Annotated in this window: 16 protein-coding genes; 7 read left to right on the top strand and 9 right to left on the bottom strand. The window is 65.2% G+C overall.

What is annotated here, in order from left to right:
* Window positions 1–58 precede the first annotated feature (58 nt).
* The 3 genes from CHR90_RS15780 to CHR90_RS15770 are packed head-to-tail and all read left to right on the top strand — an operon-like array spanning window position 59 to window position 4,904.
* Window positions 59–1,360 carry an urea ABC transporter substrate-binding protein gene (locus tag CHR90_RS15780; RefSeq protein WP_094410070.1) on the top strand — a complete coding sequence of 434 codons (1,302 nt, stop codon included), beginning with the start codon at window positions 59–61 and terminating at the stop codon, window positions 1,358–1,360.
* The gene (locus CHR90_RS15775) at window positions 1,357–4,173 is read left to right on the top strand and encodes a hybrid sensor histidine kinase/response regulator (protein ID WP_094410069.1); all 2,817 of its coding nucleotides are present in this window, start codon (window positions 1,357–1,359) and stop codon (window positions 4,171–4,173) included. The genes CHR90_RS15780 and CHR90_RS15775 overlap by 4 nt, the downstream gene beginning before the upstream one ends.
* Complete coding sequence (locus CHR90_RS15770; RefSeq protein ID WP_094410068.1) at window positions 4,170–4,904, top strand: energy transducer TonB; 735 nt, start codon at window positions 4,170–4,172, stop codon at window positions 4,902–4,904. Before CHR90_RS15775 ends, CHR90_RS15770 begins: the two co-directional genes overlap by 4 nt.
* On the opposite strand, the gene CHR90_RS15765 is transcribed toward CHR90_RS15770, so the two are convergent.
* Genes CHR90_RS15765 through gpmI form a run of 5 tightly spaced genes read right to left on the bottom strand, consistent with a single transcriptional unit; the run spans window position 4,901 to window position 10,783 of the window.
* Window positions 4,901–5,386, bottom strand: a complete 486-nt coding sequence (locus tag CHR90_RS15765) for an RNA pyrophosphohydrolase (protein WP_094410067.1) — start codon at window positions 5,384–5,386, stop codon at window positions 4,901–4,903. The two genes, CHR90_RS15770 and CHR90_RS15765, sit on opposite strands and share 4 nt — an antisense overlap.
* On the bottom strand, window positions 5,383–6,570 hold the full coding sequence (locus tag CHR90_RS15760) for a divergent polysaccharide deacetylase family protein (protein ID WP_094410066.1): 1,188 nt from the start codon (window positions 6,568–6,570) through the stop codon (window positions 5,383–5,385). Before CHR90_RS15760 ends, CHR90_RS15765 begins: the two co-directional genes overlap by 4 nt.
* Window positions 6,571–6,604: 34 nt before the next feature.
* Window positions 6,605–7,987 carry a S41 family peptidase gene (locus CHR90_RS15755; protein WP_094410065.1) on the bottom strand — a complete coding sequence of 461 codons (1,383 nt, stop codon included), beginning with the start codon at window positions 7,985–7,987 and terminating at the stop codon, window positions 6,605–6,607.
* Between the two features lie 8 nt (window positions 7,988–7,995).
* Window positions 7,996–9,228, bottom strand: coding sequence for a murein hydrolase activator EnvC family protein (locus tag CHR90_RS15750; RefSeq protein WP_094410064.1), 1,233 nt, complete (start codon window positions 9,226–9,228; stop codon window positions 7,996–7,998).
* Between the two features lies 1 nt (window position 9,229).
* Complete coding sequence (gene gpmI, locus CHR90_RS15745; RefSeq protein ID WP_094410063.1) at window positions 9,230–10,783, bottom strand: 2,3-bisphosphoglycerate-independent phosphoglycerate mutase; 1,554 nt, start codon at window positions 10,781–10,783, stop codon at window positions 9,230–9,232.
* Window positions 10,784–11,115: 332 nt separating this feature from the next.
* Here gpmI and xth point away from each other — a divergent pair, with 332 nt between their 5' ends.
* The 3 genes from xth to CHR90_RS15730 are packed head-to-tail and all read left to right on the top strand — an operon-like array spanning window position 11,116 to window position 13,607.
* A complete protein-coding gene (gene xth / locus CHR90_RS15740; protein WP_170941437.1) occupies window positions 11,116–11,919 on the top strand; it encodes an exodeoxyribonuclease III in 804 nt (267 codons plus the stop codon).
* The gene (locus tag CHR90_RS15735) at window positions 11,916–12,389 is read left to right on the top strand and encodes a hypothetical protein (protein WP_094410062.1); all 474 of its coding nucleotides are present in this window, start codon (window positions 11,916–11,918) and stop codon (window positions 12,387–12,389) included. The genes xth and CHR90_RS15735 overlap by 4 nt, the downstream gene beginning before the upstream one ends.
* An 18-nt stretch (window positions 12,390–12,407) precedes the next feature.
* Window positions 12,408–13,607 carry a phosphoglycerate kinase gene (locus CHR90_RS15730; RefSeq protein ID WP_094410061.1) on the top strand — a complete coding sequence of 400 codons (1,200 nt, stop codon included), beginning with the start codon at window positions 12,408–12,410 and terminating at the stop codon, window positions 13,605–13,607.
* Window positions 13,608–13,625: 18 nt separating this feature from the next.
* Here the strand turns inward: CHR90_RS15730 and CHR90_RS15725 are convergent, their stop codons facing one another.
* On the bottom strand, window positions 13,626–14,471 hold the full coding sequence (locus CHR90_RS15725) for an alpha/beta hydrolase family protein (RefSeq protein WP_094410060.1): 846 nt from the start codon (window positions 14,469–14,471) through the stop codon (window positions 13,626–13,628).
* Between the two features lie 79 nt (window positions 14,472–14,550).
* Here CHR90_RS15725 and CHR90_RS15720 point away from each other — a divergent pair, with 79 nt between their 5' ends.
* Entirely contained in the window at window positions 14,551–15,099 is a 549-nt protein-coding gene (locus tag CHR90_RS15720) for a TetR/AcrR family transcriptional regulator (RefSeq protein ID WP_094410059.1), read from the top strand.
* Between the two features lie 87 nt (window positions 15,100–15,186).
* Here CHR90_RS15720 and CHR90_RS15715 read toward each other — a convergent pair whose 3' ends face one another.
* The 3 genes from CHR90_RS15715 to CHR90_RS15705 form a co-directional block, all read right to left on the bottom strand.
* Window positions 15,187–15,801 carry a DsbA family protein gene (locus CHR90_RS15715; RefSeq protein WP_094410058.1) on the bottom strand — a complete coding sequence of 205 codons (615 nt, stop codon included), beginning with the start codon at window positions 15,799–15,801 and terminating at the stop codon, window positions 15,187–15,189.
* An 87-nt stretch (window positions 15,802–15,888) separates the two neighbouring features.
* Window positions 15,889–18,888: a phosphoenolpyruvate carboxylase gene (locus CHR90_RS15710; protein WP_170941436.1), complete on the bottom strand. Its 3,000-nt coding sequence runs from the start codon at window positions 18,886–18,888 to the stop codon at window positions 15,889–15,891.
* A gap of 92 nt (window positions 18,889–18,980) precedes the next feature.
* Window positions 18,981–19,415, bottom strand: a complete 435-nt coding sequence (locus CHR90_RS15705) for a DUF721 domain-containing protein (protein ID WP_170941435.1) — start codon at window positions 19,413–19,415, stop codon at window positions 18,981–18,983.
* Between the last annotated feature and the right edge of the window lie 65 nt (window positions 19,416–19,480).

The following is a 19,480-nucleotide window of genomic DNA, read 5'->3' as shown; positions in this document are numbered from 1 at the left end:
TTATTTGCGGCCTCAACCGCCTGCCGCACAATGACAGCCGAATAAGGGTTGGGGAACGATGGTCAAGCGGCGGCGGCGCAATGGGTTCATGGTCGGGGTCTTCGTCACCGTCGTTGCGACACTGGCGGCGATGGGGGCCATCCGCATCGCGCTCGATGGGCCGCCCGCCAGCACCCGCCCGATCAAGATCGGTCTGCTGATCGCCCGCACGGGGCCGCTGTCGGTCGCCGATCGCAATGTCGAAAAAGCCCAGCGCCTCGCGATCCAGGAAATCAATACCGCCGGTGGCTTGCTCGGGCGCCCGCTGGAGGCCGTGACCGCCGATACGATGTCGGACAATGCCGTCGCCCTGGCCGAAGTGCAGCGCCTGCTGGGGCGGGAGAAGGTTCCGGCCATTTTCGGCTGCGCCACCTCCGGCTGCCGCAAAAGCGTCCGCCCGCTGATCGAAGCCGCCGACGCCGGGTTGATCTACCCCTATCCGACCGAGGGGATCGAGGAGTCGCCGAACATCCTCTATCTCGGCTCCGCCCCCAACCAGCAGATCATCCCGGTGATCAAATGGTCGATGGATACGCTGGGGCGCCGCATTTTTATCGTCGGTCTCGATGGGGTGAATGCGCGGATCGCCGCCCGGCTGGTGCGCTTGCAAACCAACGCCCTGCGCGGGCAGGTGGTGGGGGAGGAATATGTGTCCCACACCACCCAGGATTTCGGCACAGTCCTGGCGCGCATTCAGGCCGCCCGCCCGGATGTGATCTTCAACTTCAGCGCCGGCACGATCAACGGCCCCTTCACCACAGCCCTGCGCGGGGCGGGCATTATGTCGAACCATACACCCGTCATGTCCTTTGCCGTGACCGAGGATGATATCCGCGCCATTGGTCCGTTGCTGATGGCGGGCGATTACGTGGTGCAAAGCTCCTTCAACAGTATCCGCACGGCGGAAAGCGAGGCGTTTAAGGCCCGGCTGCTGCGCGGCTTCGGCCCCGAAGTCCCCGTCACGGCGGCGATGGAGGCGGCCTATGTCGGCATTCACCTGTGGGCGCGGGCGGTGCGCGACGCCCAATCGGTTGCCTGGCGCGACGTGCGCCCGGTTTTAGGCGGCCTGTCCTTCCTGGCGCCGGGCGGGGTGATCTCGATTGATCCCTTCACCTTCTATGCTTGGAAAACCGTGCGCATTGGCAAGATTACCGACGACGGCCAGATCGACACTGTGTGGGACAGCAGCCGCCCGGTGCGCCCCGTCCCCTTCCCCACGTTGCTCGACCCCGACGACTGGCAACACGCGCTCGACCGGCTGTACGACGCTTGGGGCGCCCGCTGGGAGCCGCCGCTTGCCGACGCGCGGACGATCCGATGAGCGACGCGAAACCCTTTCGTCCCGCCCGCCGCAGTTTCTGGCGCCGCGCCCGCATTCCGTTGGCCGCCGAAATTGCGCTGGGAACGCTGTTGCTGGCAGTGCTGCCGCTGATGTCGCTGGTCTGGCTTTATTTCACCGCGACGCAATCGGCCTTGGAAACGGAAACCCGGGCGCGCATGGCCTCGCTGGCCGATCAAAAGGCCGCGCGGATCGAAAGTTTCGCCCGCGACCGGCTGTCGGAAGTCAGCCTGCTCGCGCGCATGCCCGCCGTGATTGCCGCCGTGTCCGACTTCGGCAACCTCTTTCGGCGTCAGCAGGCGGAAGCACGCTATGCCGAAGACCTGAACCGCTACCGGGTGGCCATCGGCGCCGCCGATATTTTCCTGATCGCCGCCGATGGCACGGTGAAATTCGCTGATATTGATAAATTCCACATCGGCATCAATTTAGCGCGCGGGCCGGGCCGCACCTCCGTTCTCGCTGGGGTGTTCGACCGGGCGCGGACACTGTTGCAGGCCGAAGTGTCTGACTTCTCCTACCTCGAACGGTCGGGCGATCTTGCGGCGTTCGTCGCAGCCCCCGTGTTCGAGGATGGCACGCTGATCGGCGTCGTCGCCCTGCAAATCGATAAGCGCACGGTGATCGACATCATCGGCGATACCGCCGCCCTGGGCCGGTCGGGGGAAGCGATCGTCGGCGGTAAAGGGGTGCAGGCGGCACTGCTGTTCGGCCCGGTGCGGCATCGGCAGGAGTTAGGGTCGCTCTATTTCGATACCCCCCTCGGCACGGCGATGGCGAAAGCCCTCAACGGCGACCGGGGCACCGATATTCTGGTCGATTACCGGGGCGAGCCGGTCATTGCGGCATGGCGCTATCTGCCGACCTTCCGCTGGGGCTTGATCGTCAAGGCCGATCAGGCGGAAACTCTGAGCACGGTCGAACGGTTGAAGACGGCGGGCACGCTGACGATGATCGGCGCGCTGCTGCTAACCCTGCTGACCACCATTTTAATCGCGCGCGGCATCGCCGCCCCTTTGGGTGCCTTATCGCAGGCCGCCCGGTCGCTTGGCGGCACGCAGGCCCCGCTGCCCGCCCCCGTGCAAGGCAGCCGGGAGGTGGCGGGACTGGCGGAAGTCTTCAATGATATGGCGGGCAAGATCTACGCCTATCAGACCGGCCTGCGCCGGATGGTCGATGACCGCACCGCCGAACTGCGCGCCGCGAAGGAACAAGCTGAAGCCGCGACCTACGCCAAGACCGAGTTTCTGGCGGTGATGAGCCACGAGTTGCGCACGCCGATGAACGGTATCATCGGGTTGGCCGAACTTTTGGAGGCGGAGGCGCTCTCCTCCACCGCCCGCGCCTATGTTGCGACCATCCGCCAATCGGGCGAAATGCTATCGGTGCTGCTCGATGATCTTTTGGATATGTCGCGCATCGAAGCCGGGCAGGTGAGTTTCGACAACCGCGACTTCAACCTTGGGACGCTGTTGCGCGGCCTCGTGGACCTAACGCGCGTGACCGCCGAACCCAAGGGCCTGCGCGTCGATCTGACCATCGAACCGGATCTACCCGCCCACCTGATGGGCGACCCGGCCCGGCTGCGCCAAGTGCTGTTCAATCTGCTGGGCAATGCGGTGAAATTCACCCCGCGCGGTGCGGTGCGCCTGACCGTTACCCGCGCCCCCGTGCAAGAATCGGCGACCGAACGGATCGCCCTGCGTTTTACGGTGGAGGATACGGGCATCGGCATCCCGCCCGAGGCACTCCCGCGCCTCTTCGATGCCTTCTATCAGGTCGAAAGCGGCACCGCTCGGCGCTTCGGCGGGTCGGGCCTCGGCCTCGCCATCGGCAAGCGGCTGGTGGAAGGCATGGGCGGGCGCATGGGGGTCGATAGTCTGGTTGGCACCGGCAGCCGGTTCTGGATTGATCTCTCCTTCGCCCGCTCCAGCGCCGCCCCGGCAACCCGCCCGGCCAACCGCCGCCGCGACGCGCCCTCACTGGTCGCCCTGCTGGTGGAAGACGAGGAGGTCAACCGTCAGGTGCTCTCCGGCCTGCTGCGCCGGGCGGGGCATCGGGTGGTGATCGCCAAGGACGGGCCGGAAGCGCTGACCGCCTTTGAAAGCCATCGGGTCGATGTCGTGCTGGTCGATCTGCGCCTGCCGGGCATGGACGGCTACGAGGTGTCGCGCCGCCTGCTCGCCCGTGCAACGGAACGGGCGGAACCGCTGCCGATCCTGGCCGTTACCGCTAATCTGATGCCGGATATTTTCGCCGCCTGCCGCCGGGCGGGGATGTCTGGCGTTTTAGGCAAACCGATCGACTCCGCCCGCCTCGACCGGGCCTTGGCCGTGCTGTCGTCCGGCGAAATGCTGTGGGATCAGGAGGATAGCGCCCTCTCCCCCACCTGGCGCAGCGAACCGGCGGAAGACCCCGCCCCGCCCGATGCCGACGCCGGGCCGCCGTTGCTCGACCCGCAACCGCTCGATGAACTCTGCGAAGCCCTGGGGGAGCAGGAAACCCGCCGCCTGCTCAGCGTCTGCCGCTCGGTGCTCGACCGCTATTTGACCGACCTCGCCCAAGCCGTCGACGCGCCCGCGCGTGCCGATGCTGCCCATAAGCTGGCGGGCGCGGCGGGGAACTATGGGTTCGCCCGGCTGCGCGCCTTGGCCCGCGACCTCGAAGCCGCACCCGAGGAGCGTGGTAGCATTCCTACCCTGCGTGCCACCCACCGCGACGGGCTAGCGGTGCTGGCCGCCTGGGAAGCGCAAAGTCTTGGCGGCGACGATCTAGCCGCCGACCCCGGCCTGTGACCGAGCGGACGTTCAGCCGCTTAGCGCGCGGTCTCGGGCCGCTGGGCGTCGTCGGTTCCCTGCTGCTGCACGCCGCTGTGCTGGCCGCCGTGCTACGGGCACCGCTGCCGCGCGATGCCGTGCCGCCCCCCGCCCCGCGTGTAACGGTCGCACTGGTCGCCCTCGCTCCGTCGCCTGTGGAACCGGCGCCGCAAGCCGATAGCCCGCCGTCACCGGCCCCTGCCGCCACGCAGGAGGCGGCGCAAGCCACACCTGACCCGCTGCCGGTTGTACCACCGAGCGCGGCCCTGCCGGCACCGAAACCGCGCCCAGTCAAGTCCGCCCCCCGCTCGGCGCCCCCGGTGCCTGCGCCGGTAGCCGCCGCTCCCGCGATGGCGCCAGGGGCGTCAACCGAGATCGCAGCGGCGGCACCTGTCATACCAGAACCATCCATCCCAGGGCCGCCCGCCCCGGTCCACCTGACCGCGCCGACATTCCGCCACCGCCCAGCACCCGCCTATCCAGCCCAGGCGCAGCGCGACGAGATTGAAGGCACGGTCCGGCTCAAGCTGTTGATCGGCGCCGATGGCCGCGTGGCGGAAGTAAGCCTGTTGCGCAGTTCCGGGCATCGGTTGCTGGATCAAACCGCCCTGAGCGCCGCGCGTGCCTGGGTTTTGGAACCGGCGCACGAAAACGGCACACCAACCCCCGCCTGGGCAGAGGTGGAGGTGCCGTTTCGGCTAACCGATTAAGCGCGGGTCAAAAGGGGGCCGAATTCGGCCAGAACTTGTTCATACAGGCCGCGCTTGAACGGCACGATCGCCGTTAGCACGTCTTCCGCCGACGACCAGCGCCAACGGCTAAACTCCTGTTCGTGCGCATCGAGGCGAATATCGCTATCGGCGCCGGTGAAGCGCAGCAGATACCATTTTTGCATCTGCCCGGCGTATTTGCCCTTAAAGGCTTTCCCGGCCAGAAAATCCGGGAAATCATAACGCAGCCAATCGGCGGTTTCGGCCTCGATCACCGCCGCCTCGGTGCCGATTTCCTCGCCCAACTCGCGCAGGGCCGCCGCGCGCGGGTCTTCGCCGTCGTCGATCCCGCCTTGCGGCATTTGCCAAGCGCCCGGCGTATCCTCGCGCTCGCCGACGAAGATCAGGCCGTCGGCATTGACCAGCATCAACCCGACGCCCAACCGGTAGCGGACGCCGTTGACTTCCATCGTTGCGGTCATGGGCGCACCGCATCCCGTTCATCTTGGCGGTTGGCGATAGCGCTGACCGGGGCGAGGGCGAAGCCGCGCGGCTCTACCGTCTTGGCCCAATTGGCCAGTGTCACGATAGCAACCGGGCTGACCGGCACCAAGGCCATGACCGACCGCTGTTTCACCGTCGATTTTTCCAGCGCGTGTAAGGTGGCGACCAGTGCCTCCGCCTCATCCGCCGAACCGAAGGGCACGGTGGCATCGGCAAAGGCCCAGGGCACCGCGAAATCGCGCGACAGGCGGATCATCGCTGGCTGCGGGCTGGCGCGGTTATCCACATACATCAGCCCCCGTTCGCGCAAGGCCTGCGCAATCGGGGCCATCGCCATTGCACTCGCGCCGAAGGAGTCGCCGAACTGGGCGATTACACCGATGGTGCCCTGCGCCCGCGCCAACACCCAGTCCAGCCGCGCAACATTATCGGTCGCAGAATAGGTCGAAACCAGGGTCGCCGGGCCGGGATCGACGGTCGGGTAGTTGACCGGCTCCAGCGCGAGATCAAGCAACGCCTCATGCCCGCGCTGACGCGCCGCCGCAACGGCGCTCGGCGTCTCCGCAGCATAGGGGCTGAAGCTCAGAGAAATCTGCGGCGGCAAGCTCGCGATAGCCCGGTCGGTTACATCTTTCGCCAGCCCAAGGCCGGTGACGACGACCGAGATGCGCGGGCGCGTGTCGCTCGCGTCGAAGGGCGCGGCATAGACCTGCCAGGGGGCGCGCTTGCGGTCCGCCGACAGGCGCGGAATCGGGCCATAGGGGCTATCGCGCAGCAGGGCCGGTTCGATCGCGGCCAGCGGTTGCCCCGGAAGCGCCGGGGCCGGGGGCGGCAGCACGGCAACGGAGGCGGGGGGCGACACCATCGCGGGCGCAGGCGTCGGCATCGGCGCGGGCGTTGCGGTTGTCGGGGCCGGTTTTGCGGCTTCTGCCTTCGGGGCCGCCGCGACGGGCGCGGGGGCCACTGGCTTCGCCGGGGCAAGGGTGACCGTCGCCGACGCCAAGGGCTTCAGCGCCACCGGAACCTCCGCCCCGCGCGTGACGGCGAAAACCCAGGCCGCTACCCCGGCGAACAGGGCGATCAGCAGGAGCCAAGCGGCCGCGAGAATCCCGCCGCCTCGGTTCTGCGGCGCAGCGCCGCTGGGATGGGACATGCTGGACATGGCGGTCGCTCAGCCTTCTGCTGGTTGGCCCGGCTCAGTTCGGAGCGCGGTTGACGTAGATCGAAATACCGCGCAGCAGATCGACCGCGCGGGCAAGCTGGTAGTCATCCGCCGACCCAAGGGTGAGCGGCGCCTGCTCGCCATTCGCCGCCGGAGCTGGGGCGATGGCGGGCGTTGCCGCACCGCCGCTGCGATCATTCGGGTTGCGGATGGAGCCGCGCAGCGACGCTTCACTCCGGCGTTCGCCGGTATTGATCGCCTCGACACGCGCCAACGGCACGACGATATCCGGCTCGATCCCCTTCTGTTGGATCGACCGGCCCGACGGCGTGTAGTAGAGCGCGGTGGTCAGGCGCATGGCGCCATTCCCTGGCCCCAGCGGCATGACCGTCTGCACCGAGCCTTTGCCGAAGGACTTCACGCCCATGATCACGGCGCGCTTATGGTCCTGCAAGGCGCCCGCCACGATTTCCGACGCCGAGGCCGAGCCATCGTCGATCAGCACGACGATCGGCAGGCCGCCGGTAATATCGCCGGGCTTGGCGTTAAAGCGCGTTGCCCCTTCCGGGCGGCGCGGGCTGGAGGTGGAGGTAATTTCCCCCTGCTCCAAAAAATCATCGGACACGGCTACCGCCTGATCCAGCAACCCGCCCGGATTGCGGCGCAGATCCAGCACGATCCCCTTCAGCTTAGTGCCCGCCTGTTCCTTGAACTTCTTCATGGCGTTCTGCAAACCGCTATCGGTCTGCTGGGTGAAGCTGGTGATGCGGATATAGCCGATATCCTCGCCTTCCAGGCGCGACCGGACGCTTTCCACCTTAATAACGGCGCGCGTCAGCGTCACGTCGAAGGCATCGCGGCCCTCGCGCCGGATGGTCAGGCGCACCTCGCTATTCACCGGCCCGCGCATTTTCTCGACCGATTCTTGCAGCGTCAGGCCCAGCACTGCTTCGCCATTGATATGGGTGATGAGATCGTTGGGCTTTAGCCCAGCCTTGCTGGCGGGGGTATCGTCGATGGGGGAGACGACCTTAATCACGCCCTGTTCCTGGCCGACTTCCAGCCCCAAACCGCCGAACTCGCCGGTGGTCTGCACCTGCATTTCCTGGAAGCTCTTGGCGTTCATATAGGACGAATGCGGGTCGAGCGAGGTCAGCATGCCGTTGATGGCCGATTCGATCAGTTGCTGATCGGAAACCTTATCGACGTAATCGGCGCGCACCCGCTCGAAGACCTGACTGAACAGATCAAGCTGGCGGTAGGTATCCGAGGTTTTGGTCTGCGCCAAGGTTTCGGGGATGCTCAGCGCTTGGCCGATAACCACGCCCGTGCCGATCAGCAGCCCAATGGCGGCGCCGCGCGCAAGATAACGAAGCCGGGACGACCGGGTTTCAGGCGAGAGAGGAGGCTGCTGCATTACCACTCCTAATTGGCACGTTGCGCCGACACCCAGGTCTGCGGGTTCAATGTCTGCCCCTGACGGCGCAGTTCGAAATAGAGCACGGGCGCGTGATCGCCCCCCTCCGCCATCGCCCCCACCGGCTCGCCGGGATCGACCTGCCGCCCCACTGTGGCGTCCAGCCGACCTAACCCTGCAAGCAAACTATGATACCCATCCCGATGTTCCACAATCAAGATCAGCCCATAGCCCCGGAAAGGACCGGAAAAGATGACCCGCCCCCCAGCAGGCGACAAAACCACCGCCCCCGACCGGGTTTCGATGGACATGCCGCGCGCCGTGGCGCCCACATCGGTCGCCTGACCGTAGGCGCCGGTGATCTTTCCGGCTACCGGTAAAGTGCGGCCAGATTTAGGCGTGATTTCGGCGTCACCGAGGGTAACGTGCCCCGCCGCCTGTTCGCGGCGCACGGCGGACCGGCCCGCTTCCTCCGCCCGGCGGCGTTCGTCGGCTTGGCGTTCGGCGATCAGCTTATCGAGAAGCTCGCGCACATCCTTGGCGCTGGCGGAAAGCTGCTTCAGCTTGGCGCCGGACTTATCAACCTCGCCCTCAAGCTGTTCTTCCAGCGCTTCCTTGCGCTTTAGCAGGGCGGCAATCTGCGAGCGCTCCTGCGCAAGACCGCGCACTTGCGCCGACACCCGGTCGCGCTGGCGGCGGATGGTATCATCGACCTTGGCCAGTTCTTCCAGTTCCCCGCGCAGGGCCTGTAACCGCTCCTGCACGGTCGGCACCGTCCCGCCGATGATCAACCCAGCGCGAATGGCATTTTGCGGGTCGCCGGGCTGCATCAGCAAGGCGACCGGCGGAAACTGCGCGAGGCGTTGGCCGGTCGCCAGCAGTTCCACCAGTTCCGCCCGGCGCAGGGCGATGGTGACGCGCTTATCCTCGGCATCCGTCTCAAGATCGCGCAGGGCGCCCTCGAGATCCGACAGCGCCTTTTCATTTTCGCTGGCTGACCGTCCGGCGACGGTCAGTTGCGCACGCAGGCCTTCGACCTCGTCCTGGGCGGCTTTACGCTGCTGCTGCAATTTCTGCTGCTGGGCCCTGGCGGCCGCGAGATCGCTTTCGATCCGCTTCAGCTCCAGAGCCTTCTGTTCCTCAGGGCTGCGCTGCTGCGCCCCGGCGGGCAGGGCAACGGCCAGCGCCGCCGCGAGCATCAGCCCGCCGCGCGCCGCCGCCCCTCTCCGCCGGAAGGCCATGCTATTCCGCCGCCGCCGGAACCGCCGTTTCCGATAGAAGCGCGCGGCCCGTCATCACGGCGGGCTGCGGCAAGCCCATCAGCGCCAGCAAGGTCGGGGCCACATCCGCCAGCGCCCCATCGCGCAACCCTTTCACCGACGCTGGACCGTTGACGAGGATCGTCGGCACGAGGTTGAGCGTATGGGCCGTGTGGGGTTCGTGGGTCTCCGGGTCTTCCATCTGTTCAGCATTGCCGTGATCCGCCGTGATCAGCATGGCACCGCCCGCCTTGACCACCGCCGCTTCGAGCCGCGCTAGGCACGCATCGACCGTTTCCACCGCTTCAATCGCGGCACTTAGAATCCCCGAATGGCCGACCATATCGGTGTTGGCGTAATTGACGACCACCGCATCGAAGCGGCCGCTTTCGATGGCGGCCACCAGCTTATCGGTTACTTCCACCGCCGACATCGACGGCTGCAGGTCATAGGTTTTCACCTTCGGGCTGGGAACCAGAATGCGCTCCTCGCCCGGAAACACGGTTTCAACCCCGCCATTGAAGAAGAAGGTGACGTGGGCGTATTTCTCCGTCTCGGCAATGCGCAACTGGGTCTTACCCGCCTTAGCCAGCACTTCGCCAAACGTATCGGGAATATCTTCGGGCGGGAACAGTGCCGGGAAGAAAGCGTTGAGCGCGCTGGAATATTCGACCATGCCGAGCTTGGCCGAAAAATCGACCGTCTTGGCGCGCGCAAACCCATCGAAAGCCGGATCGACCAGCGCGGTCAGGATTTCCCGGGCGCGGTCGGCGCGGAAATTGACCATCATCAGCCCATCGCCGTCGCGCATCCCGGCATAGGCGCCGATCACCGTCGGCTGAATGAATTCATCGAACTCGCCCGCAGCATAGGAGGCGTCGATAGCAGCCTTGGCGCTCGCGGCGGTTTTGCCCTGGGCCTGGACGATAGCCGAATAGGCGGCCTCCACCCGGTCCCAGCGCTTATCGCGGTCCATCGCATAGAACCGGCCAGAGACGGTGCCGAGGCTCACCCCGGCAACGCCCGCCAGCGCGGCTTCGACCTGCGCCAGATAGGTCAGCGCGCTTTGCGGCGGCGTGTCGCGGCCATCGGTGAAAGCATGGATGACCACCGGCACGCCCTGCGCGGCCAAAATCTTCGCGACGCCGACAATGTGATCCTGATGGCTATGCACGCCGCCGTCCGACATCAGCCCCAGCAGATGCGCCGCGCCGCCCTTGGCCTTCACAGCGTGCGCGAAGGCCGCTAGCCCCGGTTTGGCCGCCAGCGAGCCATCCAGCAGGGCGTTATCGATGCGGGGCAGGTCCGGCACGACGATCCGGCCCGCGCCAAGGTTCATGTGCCCAACTTCCGAATTACCCATCTGGCCTTCCGGTAGACCAACGAACCGTTCAGACGCATTCAGCCGCCCGGTCGGGCAGGTCGCCCTGAGCCGGTCGAAAGTCGGGGTTTTCGCTTGGGCGATGGCGTTATTCTCGGTCTCTGCCCGCAGCCCCCAGCCATCGAGAATGCACAAAACAACCGGGCGCTGGGACATAATCGCTTCCTTTCGTCGGACGGAACAGCCTTTCGATATCGCTCAGTTTATATCGGGCAGAATGGTGCAATCAGCAAGAGACAGTCTTGCGCTGCGGAATTGTGCTCCCTCCAGGATTCCCCCTGTGATCTCTCACCGGTCACAAAGCTCGGCTCTGGACGGGCGCGGTGCAACACGCCATAAAGAAACGATTTCGCGTCTCGACACTCCTTCGGGTAAGGGCGACCTTTATGCTGGGCATGTGGACTTTTAGAATCATGGGCTTAGCCTTGGCGCGCGAAATTTTTACCGCCGCCGCCACCGCGCACAACGCCTGATCGTCTGGACTCTCGATGCCCTCCTTGACTGTTGCGACCTGGAATATCAATTCCGTCCGCCTGCGGATCGATACTGTTTTGCAGTTCCTGCGCGACGCGGCGCCCGATGTCCTGTGCCTTCAGGAAATCAAAACGGAAGATGCGCTGTTCCCCGGCGCGGCCTTTACCCAGGCAGGCTATCCGCATCAGGCCGTGCGCGGCATGAAGGCCTATAACGGCGTTGCCATCGTCTCGCGCATCCCCCTCACGCGCCCCCATAGCCTCGATTGGTGCGGCAAGACCGACAGCCGCCATATCGCCGCCGAGGTGGCGGGGGTGGAGATTCATAATTTCTACGTTCCGGCGGGTGGCGATATTCCCGACCCGGACCAGAACGAAAAATTCGCCCATAAGCTGCAGTTTCTCGATGAAGTGACGGCTTGGTTCAGCACCAATCGCCGCGCTGAAACGCCGATGATGCTGGTGGGCGACCTCAATATCGCCCCGCTGGAGCATGACGTCTGGTCGCATAAAAAGCTGCTGGACGTCGTCAGCCATACGCCCATCGAGGTTGAGCGCATGGGCCGCTGGCAGCAGGGGCTGGCGTGGGTCGATGCCGTGCGCCATTTCGTGCCGGACGATCAAAAGCTCTATTCCTGGTGGTCATACCGGGCGAAAGATTGGGATTTGGCCGATAAGGGCCGCCGCCTTGACCATGTTTGGGTGACGCCACCGCTGAAAGAAAAGCTGGAAGCCGCCGAAATCCAACGCCCGTGGCGCGGGGTGGAAAAAGCCTCCGACCATGTTCCCGTTCTCGTGCGACTGGCGGTGCCCGCGTGAGCCTGCATCGCTACGATATCCGCCTGCTCTACGGCGATTACATCCGCGCCGGGTTGGGCATGATCGCGACCATTGCCCCGATTGCCATCATGCGCCCCGATTGGCCGATTGCCATGATGCTCGGATCTATCGGCCTTTTGTGCTTCTACTTCGTCGCGCAAACCTACATCCGGCACCGAACGGTCGTTGGCATCGACGACGAAGGCATTTTTATCCGCGGTATCAATACCGTGTCTTTCCGCTGGACCGAACTGTCGCGCTTCAACCTCAATTACTATTCGCTGCGCCGCGACCGGCTGAACGGCTGGATGGAATTGACCGTGAAATCCGGCACGCGCACGATTACCTTCGATTCGCGGCTGGAAGATTTTGTCGTCATCGTCCGTCGCGCCCACGCAGCGGCGAAGGCCAATCAACTGGCATTGAACGGTATCACGCAGGCCAATCTTCTGGCCCTGCGCATTTACTAAAAGTTGAAAGGGAGAAACATGGCCGGGTTTCGGACGCTCGATCAGGTCGAGGTTGCGGGCAAGCGCGTGCTGGTGCGCGTCGATCTTAACGTGCCGATGAAGGATGGGGTCGTGACCGACGCGACCCGCATCGACCGCGCCGCGATCACCCTGGCCGAACTGGCCGATAAGGGCGCCAAGGTCATCGTTCTGTCGCACTTCGGGCGCCCGAAGAACGGCCCGGATAGCGAAAACAGCCTGTCGCGCCTCGTGGCCCCGCTCAGCAAGGCCCTTGGCGGGCGCCCAGTCGCCTTCGCCGAAGATTGCATCGGCCCGAAGGCGGATGCCGCCGTCACCGCCCTGGCCCCCGGCGGCGTGCTGCTGCTGGAAAACCTGCGTTTCCATGCGGGTGAAGAAAAGAACGATCCAGCCTTCATCGCTGCCCTCGCCCAAAACGGCGACCTGTGGGTGAACGATGCTTTCTCCGCCGCGCACCGCGCCCACGCCTCGACCGCAGGGTTGGCGAACAAGCTGCCCGCCGCCGCCGGCCGCCTGATGCAGGCGGAACTGGATGCGCTGACGAAGGCCCTCGGCGGCGGCGACCGCGCCAAAACGGTGGCGATGGTCGGCGGCGCCAAGGTTTCGACCAAGCTTGATATTCTGACCAACCTCGTTACCCGCGTCGGCGCGCTGGTCATTGGCGGGGCGATGGCGAATACCTTCCTTTATGCCCAAGGCCATTCGGTCGGCGCTTCGCTGTGCGAAAAGGATATGGCGGATACCGCCAAAACCATTCTGGAAAAGGCCGCCGCCGTCGGCTGCAAGATCGTGCTGCCGGTCGATCTGACCGTGTCGGGCGAGTTCAAGGCCGGGGCGGAAAACAGCGTGGTTGCCGCAACCGAAGTCCCCGATGGCAAGATGGCGCTCGACATTGGCCCGGCCAGCGTCGCCGAAGCCCGCAAGGCCTTTGAAGCCGCGTCGACCCTGGTGTGGAACGGCCCGGCGGGCGCCTTTGAAATTCCACCCTTCGATGCGGGCACGGTCGCTCTCGCGCAGGCCGCCGCTGAGTTGACCCAAGCTGGGAAGCTCATCTCGGTCGCCGGTGGCGGCGATACGGTCGCGGCGCTGGCCCATGCCGGGGCAGTGGAAAAATTCACCTATATCTCGACCGCAGGCGGCGCCTTCCTGGAGTGGCTGGAAGGCAAAACCCTGCCGGGCGTCGCCGCGCTGGCAGCTTAGGGGGATACCCCTCCCCCGCTAGCCGAGAACCGCAGGCCAAGCGGCGGCATTCCGGTCGGAAAACAGCCGGATATGGCCGATGCGGCGGGCGCCGATGCTGGCGGGGGAAATGGTGCGGTGGTCTACCTGGGCTTCCGGGTAGAACTGCCGTAACCGCGCCACGGTAGCGGGGGGTAGCATTTCATCGTCGGCAATGCTGATGAGCGTCACGGGGCAGCGCACGGCGGCAAAGCGCGGCACGGGCAGGCTTTTCCCCCAGTCGCGGCGGTAAAAGCGGCGCGAGAGGCACCAGCGCCGCCACTGCCAGAATACGCCCGCCGGCAGGTTTTCCCCCAGCCCCAGCAAGCGACCGGGCGTATAGCCGAACAACAGCGTCAGCAGCGGCCCGGCCAGCCACCAGAAAAACAGCACGGTCGGCATGAACGTCAGCGGATGCCCCGACCAATGGGCGGGGCCAGAGGCGACGGCGATCACCCGCTCCACCCGGTCTGCCTGGGCATGGAAGGGCACGAACAACCCGCCGAGCGAATGGCCGATCACCCACAGCGGCAGATCGGGATAGGTTTCCAGCAGAAAATCCGCCGCTGCCGATTGGTCACCTACGCCCCAATCGGCCATTGTCGCGCGCGAGGTGCGCAGCGAACCACCCGCCGACGCGCCGAAATCGCGATAGTCGTAGGTCAGCACCACGGCCTGCTCGGTCTCCGCCAGCCAAGCGGCGAAGCGGGCGTAGTAGCCATGCGGCACCCCCGTCGCCCCATTCATCACAATCGCCCGGCACGGCGGCGCATCGGGCAGAAACAGGGTGCCGTTAAGGACCGCGCCGGGGGCGCTGTTGAACTGCACGGGATGGGTCTTCGGCATGGCGGCGCCTATTCTATGGTGGTTGCCATAGAATTATTACCACTAGACCGATCGCCATACAACTGGCATTTCTGGGCCTATGGCTCGACCGTCCGACGCAAAATCGCGCTTCATCGCTACCGCCGCCGATCTATTTCGGCGGCGCGGCTATCATGGGGTTGGATTGTCGGAGGTGATCGAGATCAGCGGCGCGCCAAAAGGCTCGTTCTATCACCATTTCCCCGGCGGGAAGGAGGAGCTGGCCGAAGCCGCCATCGCCCTCGCGGTCGCCGGGCTAACGCGGGTGATCGACCGCGCGTTTGCCGAGGCCGTGGATTTCCCGGACGGCCTAACGCGCTTCACGCACGCGGTGTCGGAAATTCTCGTGTCGTCGGGCTGGCAGGCGGGTTGCCCGGTCACGGCTATCGCACTGACCGCTGTCCCGGAGTCGGAACGGCTGCATGTGGCCGTTCACGCCGCGCTTGAAACCCTGTTGCAGCGGATCATCGCCGAGGCGGAGCGCCTGGGCGAAACGGGGGCGCTGCGCCCCCGCGTACTGCGCTTCTTTGCGGCACTGGAGGGCGCGTGGATCCTAGCGCGGATCCAACGCTCCACCGAACCGTTTCAAACCGTTCTGGACGGGGTTTAGAGCAAATCCCGAGCGGTTGGGCGCACCCGCGACGACGCATTTGCTAAAAAAAATAGGCTAGAGCGGCTGACGCGAGCGGAGACCGCTCTAGGCCGCGCTCAGCGCCTTCGAGAAGCTCTCGTAGGTGCCGTGATCGGCCTTCTTGCCGTTGATGAACAGCGTCGGCGTCGAATCGACCTTCAGCTTTTCCGCCGCTTCCAAGCGCTGGGCCAGAATGGCATCGCCCACCACCTTATTGGCGAAGGCCGCGTCGATATCCGACGCGCCGAGACCGGCCAGCTTCGCGAGCTGCGACAGGGCCGCCTTGGTATCCTTGGCCGTCGCCCATTTTTCTTGCTGGGCGAACAGCGTATCGATGAAAGCGAAATAACGGTCGCCCGGCACGGCGCGCGCCAGGATCGCTGCTTCATAGGCAACACGGTCGAGCGGGAAATCGCGGTAAACCAGCTTGGCCTTGCCGGTCTCAACCCAATTTTTCTTCACCTCCGGCAGCACCTTATTGGCAAAATGGGCGCAATGCGGGCAGGTGAAGGACGCATATTCAACAATGGTGATCGGCGCCTCGGCCTTCCCCAACACCCGGTCGCCCTCGCGCGCCAACAACAGCGGATCGACGGCAGCGAAGGCCGGTTGCGCGCCAAGCAGGGTCGGCAGGGTCACGGATGCGGCGGCAACGGGAAGGAACTGACGGCGGGTAAGCATGGGGCCTCTCCGGTTAACAGGGATCAGCCCCAGTAGTAGCCCCCGGAGTGTGGCGGAACAAGGGCGGGGATAACCCCGCCCGCCCCGTTACCCAACCGCGCCGATCTGATAGGTGATCGCCGTGCCGATGCGGCGGATCAGTTCAAAATAACCGCGCATCGGGCGGAACAAGCGCTCGTGTTCTGCCTCATAGGTTTGGCCCACGCCGCCGCGATAGGTGGCCGGTTCGCCGAAATCGAGCGCGGTCGGCGCATCGGCATCGGGTCGCGCCGGGAAAACATCGGCCAGGAAATCCAGCACCGGTTCCAGATCAAGGTGCAGGACGCGGGCGAACATTTCCTCAAACGTCGTGCCGTGCTGCGGGCTGAAGTCGGGAATATGGGTCGCCAGCAGGAAAATACGGTGGATCAGGGCAACGCGGATGGCGTGCAACAGCACGAGATCGTTGCGCTCCGTCTCGCCCAGCCCCACCGGCGGCACATCTAACCCCTGGGCACGGCAATAGGCCAGCGTATCGCGCAGGGCGAGGAAATCGGCCTGGAGCTTGCGGAAGACCTTCGCCAGCCGGTGATGGGAATCGAGCCGCTCCAGATGCCGGGCGAGGACGCGCAACTCCTCCCGCCGGGTCGGCAGCTTGGTCCGGCCCGAGCGGTGCAGCCACATGCCGGGGTCAAGCGTATCAAGATAGGCGCGCATGACATCGAGGTCGCTGACCGACATACCATGTTCGACCAGCGCCATCGCCCGGCGGAAGCGCGGGGAGGATTTGAGCAGCGCCGCTGCAAGATCGGGGTCTTTGCTCATCGCCCGCCCAAGGCCGCCGATGGTGTTGGCGAGCAGGCCCAACTGCTGCAACACGCCATTGTTGGGAATGGCGCGAAGCTGCGACGGGTGGGAGAGGTCGGGCACGCGGCCCCAGGCTTCCGACTGGCGCTTTACCGGGCGGGAGCCGGTGCGGTACAGCATGGCGGTTCCATACACACCGAGCAGCGCCGCATAATTGGGATCGTCCACTAACTCCCCGAAGAATTGCTTTACCGCCGCAAAAAACTCGGTGGAGAAATCGCCCTGGCCGTAGATCGGATCATTCTCCGCCTCTGGGCTGGGCACGAGGGTCGCCTCGACAATCCGCGCCACTGCTGCATAGGCGAGATCGGGCGATTGGAAGATCAGGTAACCATCGCCGCCCTGGAAGCTGCTTTCTTCTTTGACCGCGATACCATTGTTGGTGAACTCGCTGCGGCTGAACGGCGGGGCGAGGTAATGCAGCCGGTCGGTCAGGCTCAGCGGATGGCCGCCGCGCCCGATGGATTCGCCGTGGGTATTGAACAGCACCACCTGCACGCCCGCCAGGCCCGCGCGCTGCAACACAGCGGCCAAACGCAGGCGCAGCCGTTCGATATGGAAGGTCGCCGCCAACTGCCCGATATAGCGCCCGGAGTCGGAATAGCCGAACTGGATGCACAGCTTGCCGGACTTTTGCACATAGGCGCGATAATGGGGGGAGCGCAGCGCGTCTTCGATGATCTGGTCGCCGTGTTCCAGTGCATAGACCGTTTCGAACAGCGGCGAGATTTCGATCTGGTCCTCAAGCCCAAACAGCTTGGCGTAATAGAGCGCGGTCAGCAGCGTGAAGGCGCTTTCCGTTTCGGCAATCAGGAAGCGGATCGGCGTTTCACGGTCGATGGCTTTCGCGAGTTCGGCGATCATCATGAACATGCGCTTCGCTGACGCCTGTTCGGCCAGCAGCGAACCGATATTGATGCTGACCGGCTGCGCCCGCTCCATCAGATCGTTGATGGCATTGTAATAGCTGCGGCGGTGCGCCGGGTCTTCCGGCCCGGTTTCCAGCCCCACTTGGCGGCGGATGGCATTGTGCAACTGGGTGGAATTGAGGCGGAAGTGGCTATGCCCGGCCCCCAGCCCATGCAGGGCGAGGGAGGCTTTCAGCACCGAAAGGCGTTCGGCCAACGCCCCGCCTTCGCCAAGATTTTGCTCCAGCGCCCGGCCCGCCAGCGCCACCAGCCGGGTGGCATCGACCAGCGCGGTTTCCGTGCCCTGCACCAAAGTAAAGGCGAAACGCTGGGCGTCTTCGAGGCTCTGATTGGCCAGCAGCGCGGCGGCGATCTGGTCCGTGACTTGTTTTTCAGCCAGCGCCAGCAGCGATTCGAGCAGTTCGAGTACCGTTGCCGTCGCGCCATTGCCCGCCTCGGCGATCAACCCGGCCAGGGTGCGACGATGGCGCTGCACTTGCGCCTGCTTCACGATCAACCGCAGGCGCAGCGTATCGGCCCAGGTAATATCGGCCCGCCCATCGTGATCATAGCCAACCCACGTGGCGAGCGAGACGAGACCCGGCGATAGTTCCGTCCAGCGGTCGGGATAGAGTTCCTTGGTCAGGCGCAGCACCAGGGCGTGCAGCCGCTCCAGCGCGCTTTGGGCATTCTCCAGCGCCTCCAGGCACCAGCGATGTTCGACACTCAGAGTCAGGCTGCGCGGCGGGCGATGATCGGCGCGGGTGATCGCCTCCATCAGCGCCTGTTTGCCCGCCTCGGTCAGCGGCATACCGTCGGCATCCTGGCCGGTCGCCAGTGCCGCCATCGCGCGCGAGAGTTCGAGGGATGTGGAGAAAGTGGGGTGCGCGGTAAAGACGATGCCATAGTGCAGCGCCTGCACTTTATCGGCGAAGGCTTCGAAGCTCTGGCCCTCGGCGACGCCGCGCAGCAGGGCTTCCAGCTTAGCATCATTGGCCGCCGGGTCGATCTCGCCGACATAGGCCGCAAGCCGCGCCGACCGGGCCTGAAAGCTGCGCGCGGTAAGATGCTGCACCAAATGTTCGACCGCACTCGGCGAGACGTCGCCCTTATCCATCATCCGCGTTAGGTCGAGCGCCAGCATCAGGATGGGATCGCCGAAGGGATCGACCTCCGCCCGGTCACGCAGGCCGGTCAACCGCTCCATCAGGGTTTTATGCAGCGCCGCCGCGTCGGTGGTTTCATCGGCGGGAAACCAGATTTCCCCAACGGAAACGCCCGGAACGGGCGCAACAGGCGGCACAGAACGGAGCTTGGCGGCGGCGCGGGCCATGGGAATAGTCCTAGAGTGAGACGAATATTCCGGCATCCTGCGGCAAGCCGCCGCGCAGTTCAATGTAATTTCACTACAAACGGCAGGTAAGCTTACCCATTCCGAATGCAACGGCCTAAATCCAGCAGCGCGGCCCGTAGTGCTTCCGTCTCCACTTCAGCAATCTCCGCCCGCAGCGCCGCTTCCTGCATCGCCGATAAGGGCACACGCGGCTTGGGGGGAAGCGGCGGCGGCGGCAGGGGCCCTTGCTTCATTTGAAGATGCGTGACGGCCAAAAACCCGTAGTGGGTATTCACTCGCTCCAGAATCTGCTGGGTGTAATGTTGAACCAGCGGCGCGGCGGCGGCGGAGCATTTTAGCACCAGCGTGCGCCGGGTGCCGGTTTTATCGCGCTTCACTTCCAACGGCAGGGTCATGCGCGCCAGCGCCTCCCCCATAATCACCGGCCAATCGGTGAGCAGCCGGGCATCGGCAAACCCGAATTTTTTCGCCGCCGGGCGGGTGATCTTACCGAGATCGGCGGCCAAGGCGCGCGGTCCTGCGCGCCAAGCGCGCGGTTTCTCGGTTCCCCCCTCGACCCCAGCCGGGGGGG

This window comes from Elstera cyanobacteriorum (assembly GCF_002251735.1).
In the GTDB taxonomy this organism is placed as follows: Bacteria; Pseudomonadota; Alphaproteobacteria; order Elsterales; family Elsteraceae; genus Elstera; species Elstera cyanobacteriorum.
This window is presented reverse-complemented; position numbering and strand designations above follow the sequence as displayed.

Excerpts from the sequence above, each read along its gene's own strand:
- CHR90_RS15780 (WP_094410070.1), top strand. The coding sequence starts at position 59 with ATGGTCAAGCGGCGGCGGCGCAATGGGTTCATGGTCGGGGTCTTCGTC.
- CHR90_RS15775 (WP_094410069.1), top strand. The coding sequence starts at position 1,357 with ATGAGCGACGCGAAACCCTTTCGTCCCGCCCGCCGCAGTTTCTGGCGC.
- CHR90_RS15765 (WP_094410067.1), bottom strand. The coding sequence starts at position 5,386 with ATGACCGCAACGATGGAAGTCAACGGCGTCCGCTACCGGTTGGGCGTC.
- CHR90_RS15760 (WP_094410066.1), bottom strand. The coding sequence starts at position 6,570 with ATGTCCAGCATGTCCCATCCCAGCGGCGCTGCGCCGCAGAACCGAGGC.
- CHR90_RS15755 (WP_094410065.1), bottom strand. The coding sequence starts at position 7,987 with ATGCAGCAGCCTCCTCTCTCGCCTGAAACCCGGTCGTCCCGGCTTCGT.
- CHR90_RS15750 (WP_094410064.1), bottom strand. The coding sequence starts at position 9,228 with ATGGCCTTCCGGCGGAGAGGGGCGGCGGCGCGCGGCGGGCTGATGCTC.
- gpmI (WP_094410063.1), bottom strand. The coding sequence starts at position 10,783 with ATGTCCCAGCGCCCGGTTGTTTTGTGCATTCTCGATGGCTGGGGGCTG.
- xth (WP_170941437.1), top strand. The coding sequence starts at position 11,116 with ATGCCCTCCTTGACTGTTGCGACCTGGAATATCAATTCCGTCCGCCTG.
- CHR90_RS15730 (WP_094410061.1), top strand. The coding sequence starts at position 12,408 with ATGGCCGGGTTTCGGACGCTCGATCAGGTCGAGGTTGCGGGCAAGCGC.
- CHR90_RS15725 (WP_094410060.1), bottom strand. The coding sequence starts at position 14,471 with ATGCCGAAGACCCATCCCGTGCAGTTCAACAGCGCCCCCGGCGCGGTC.
- CHR90_RS15720 (WP_094410059.1), top strand. The coding sequence starts at position 14,551 with ATGGCTCGACCGTCCGACGCAAAATCGCGCTTCATCGCTACCGCCGCC.
- CHR90_RS15715 (WP_094410058.1), bottom strand. The coding sequence starts at position 15,801 with ATGCTTACCCGCCGTCAGTTCCTTCCCGTTGCCGCCGCATCCGTGACC.
- CHR90_RS15710 (WP_170941436.1), bottom strand. The coding sequence starts at position 18,888 with ATGGCCCGCGCCGCCGCCAAGCTCCGTTCTGTGCCGCCTGTTGCGCCC.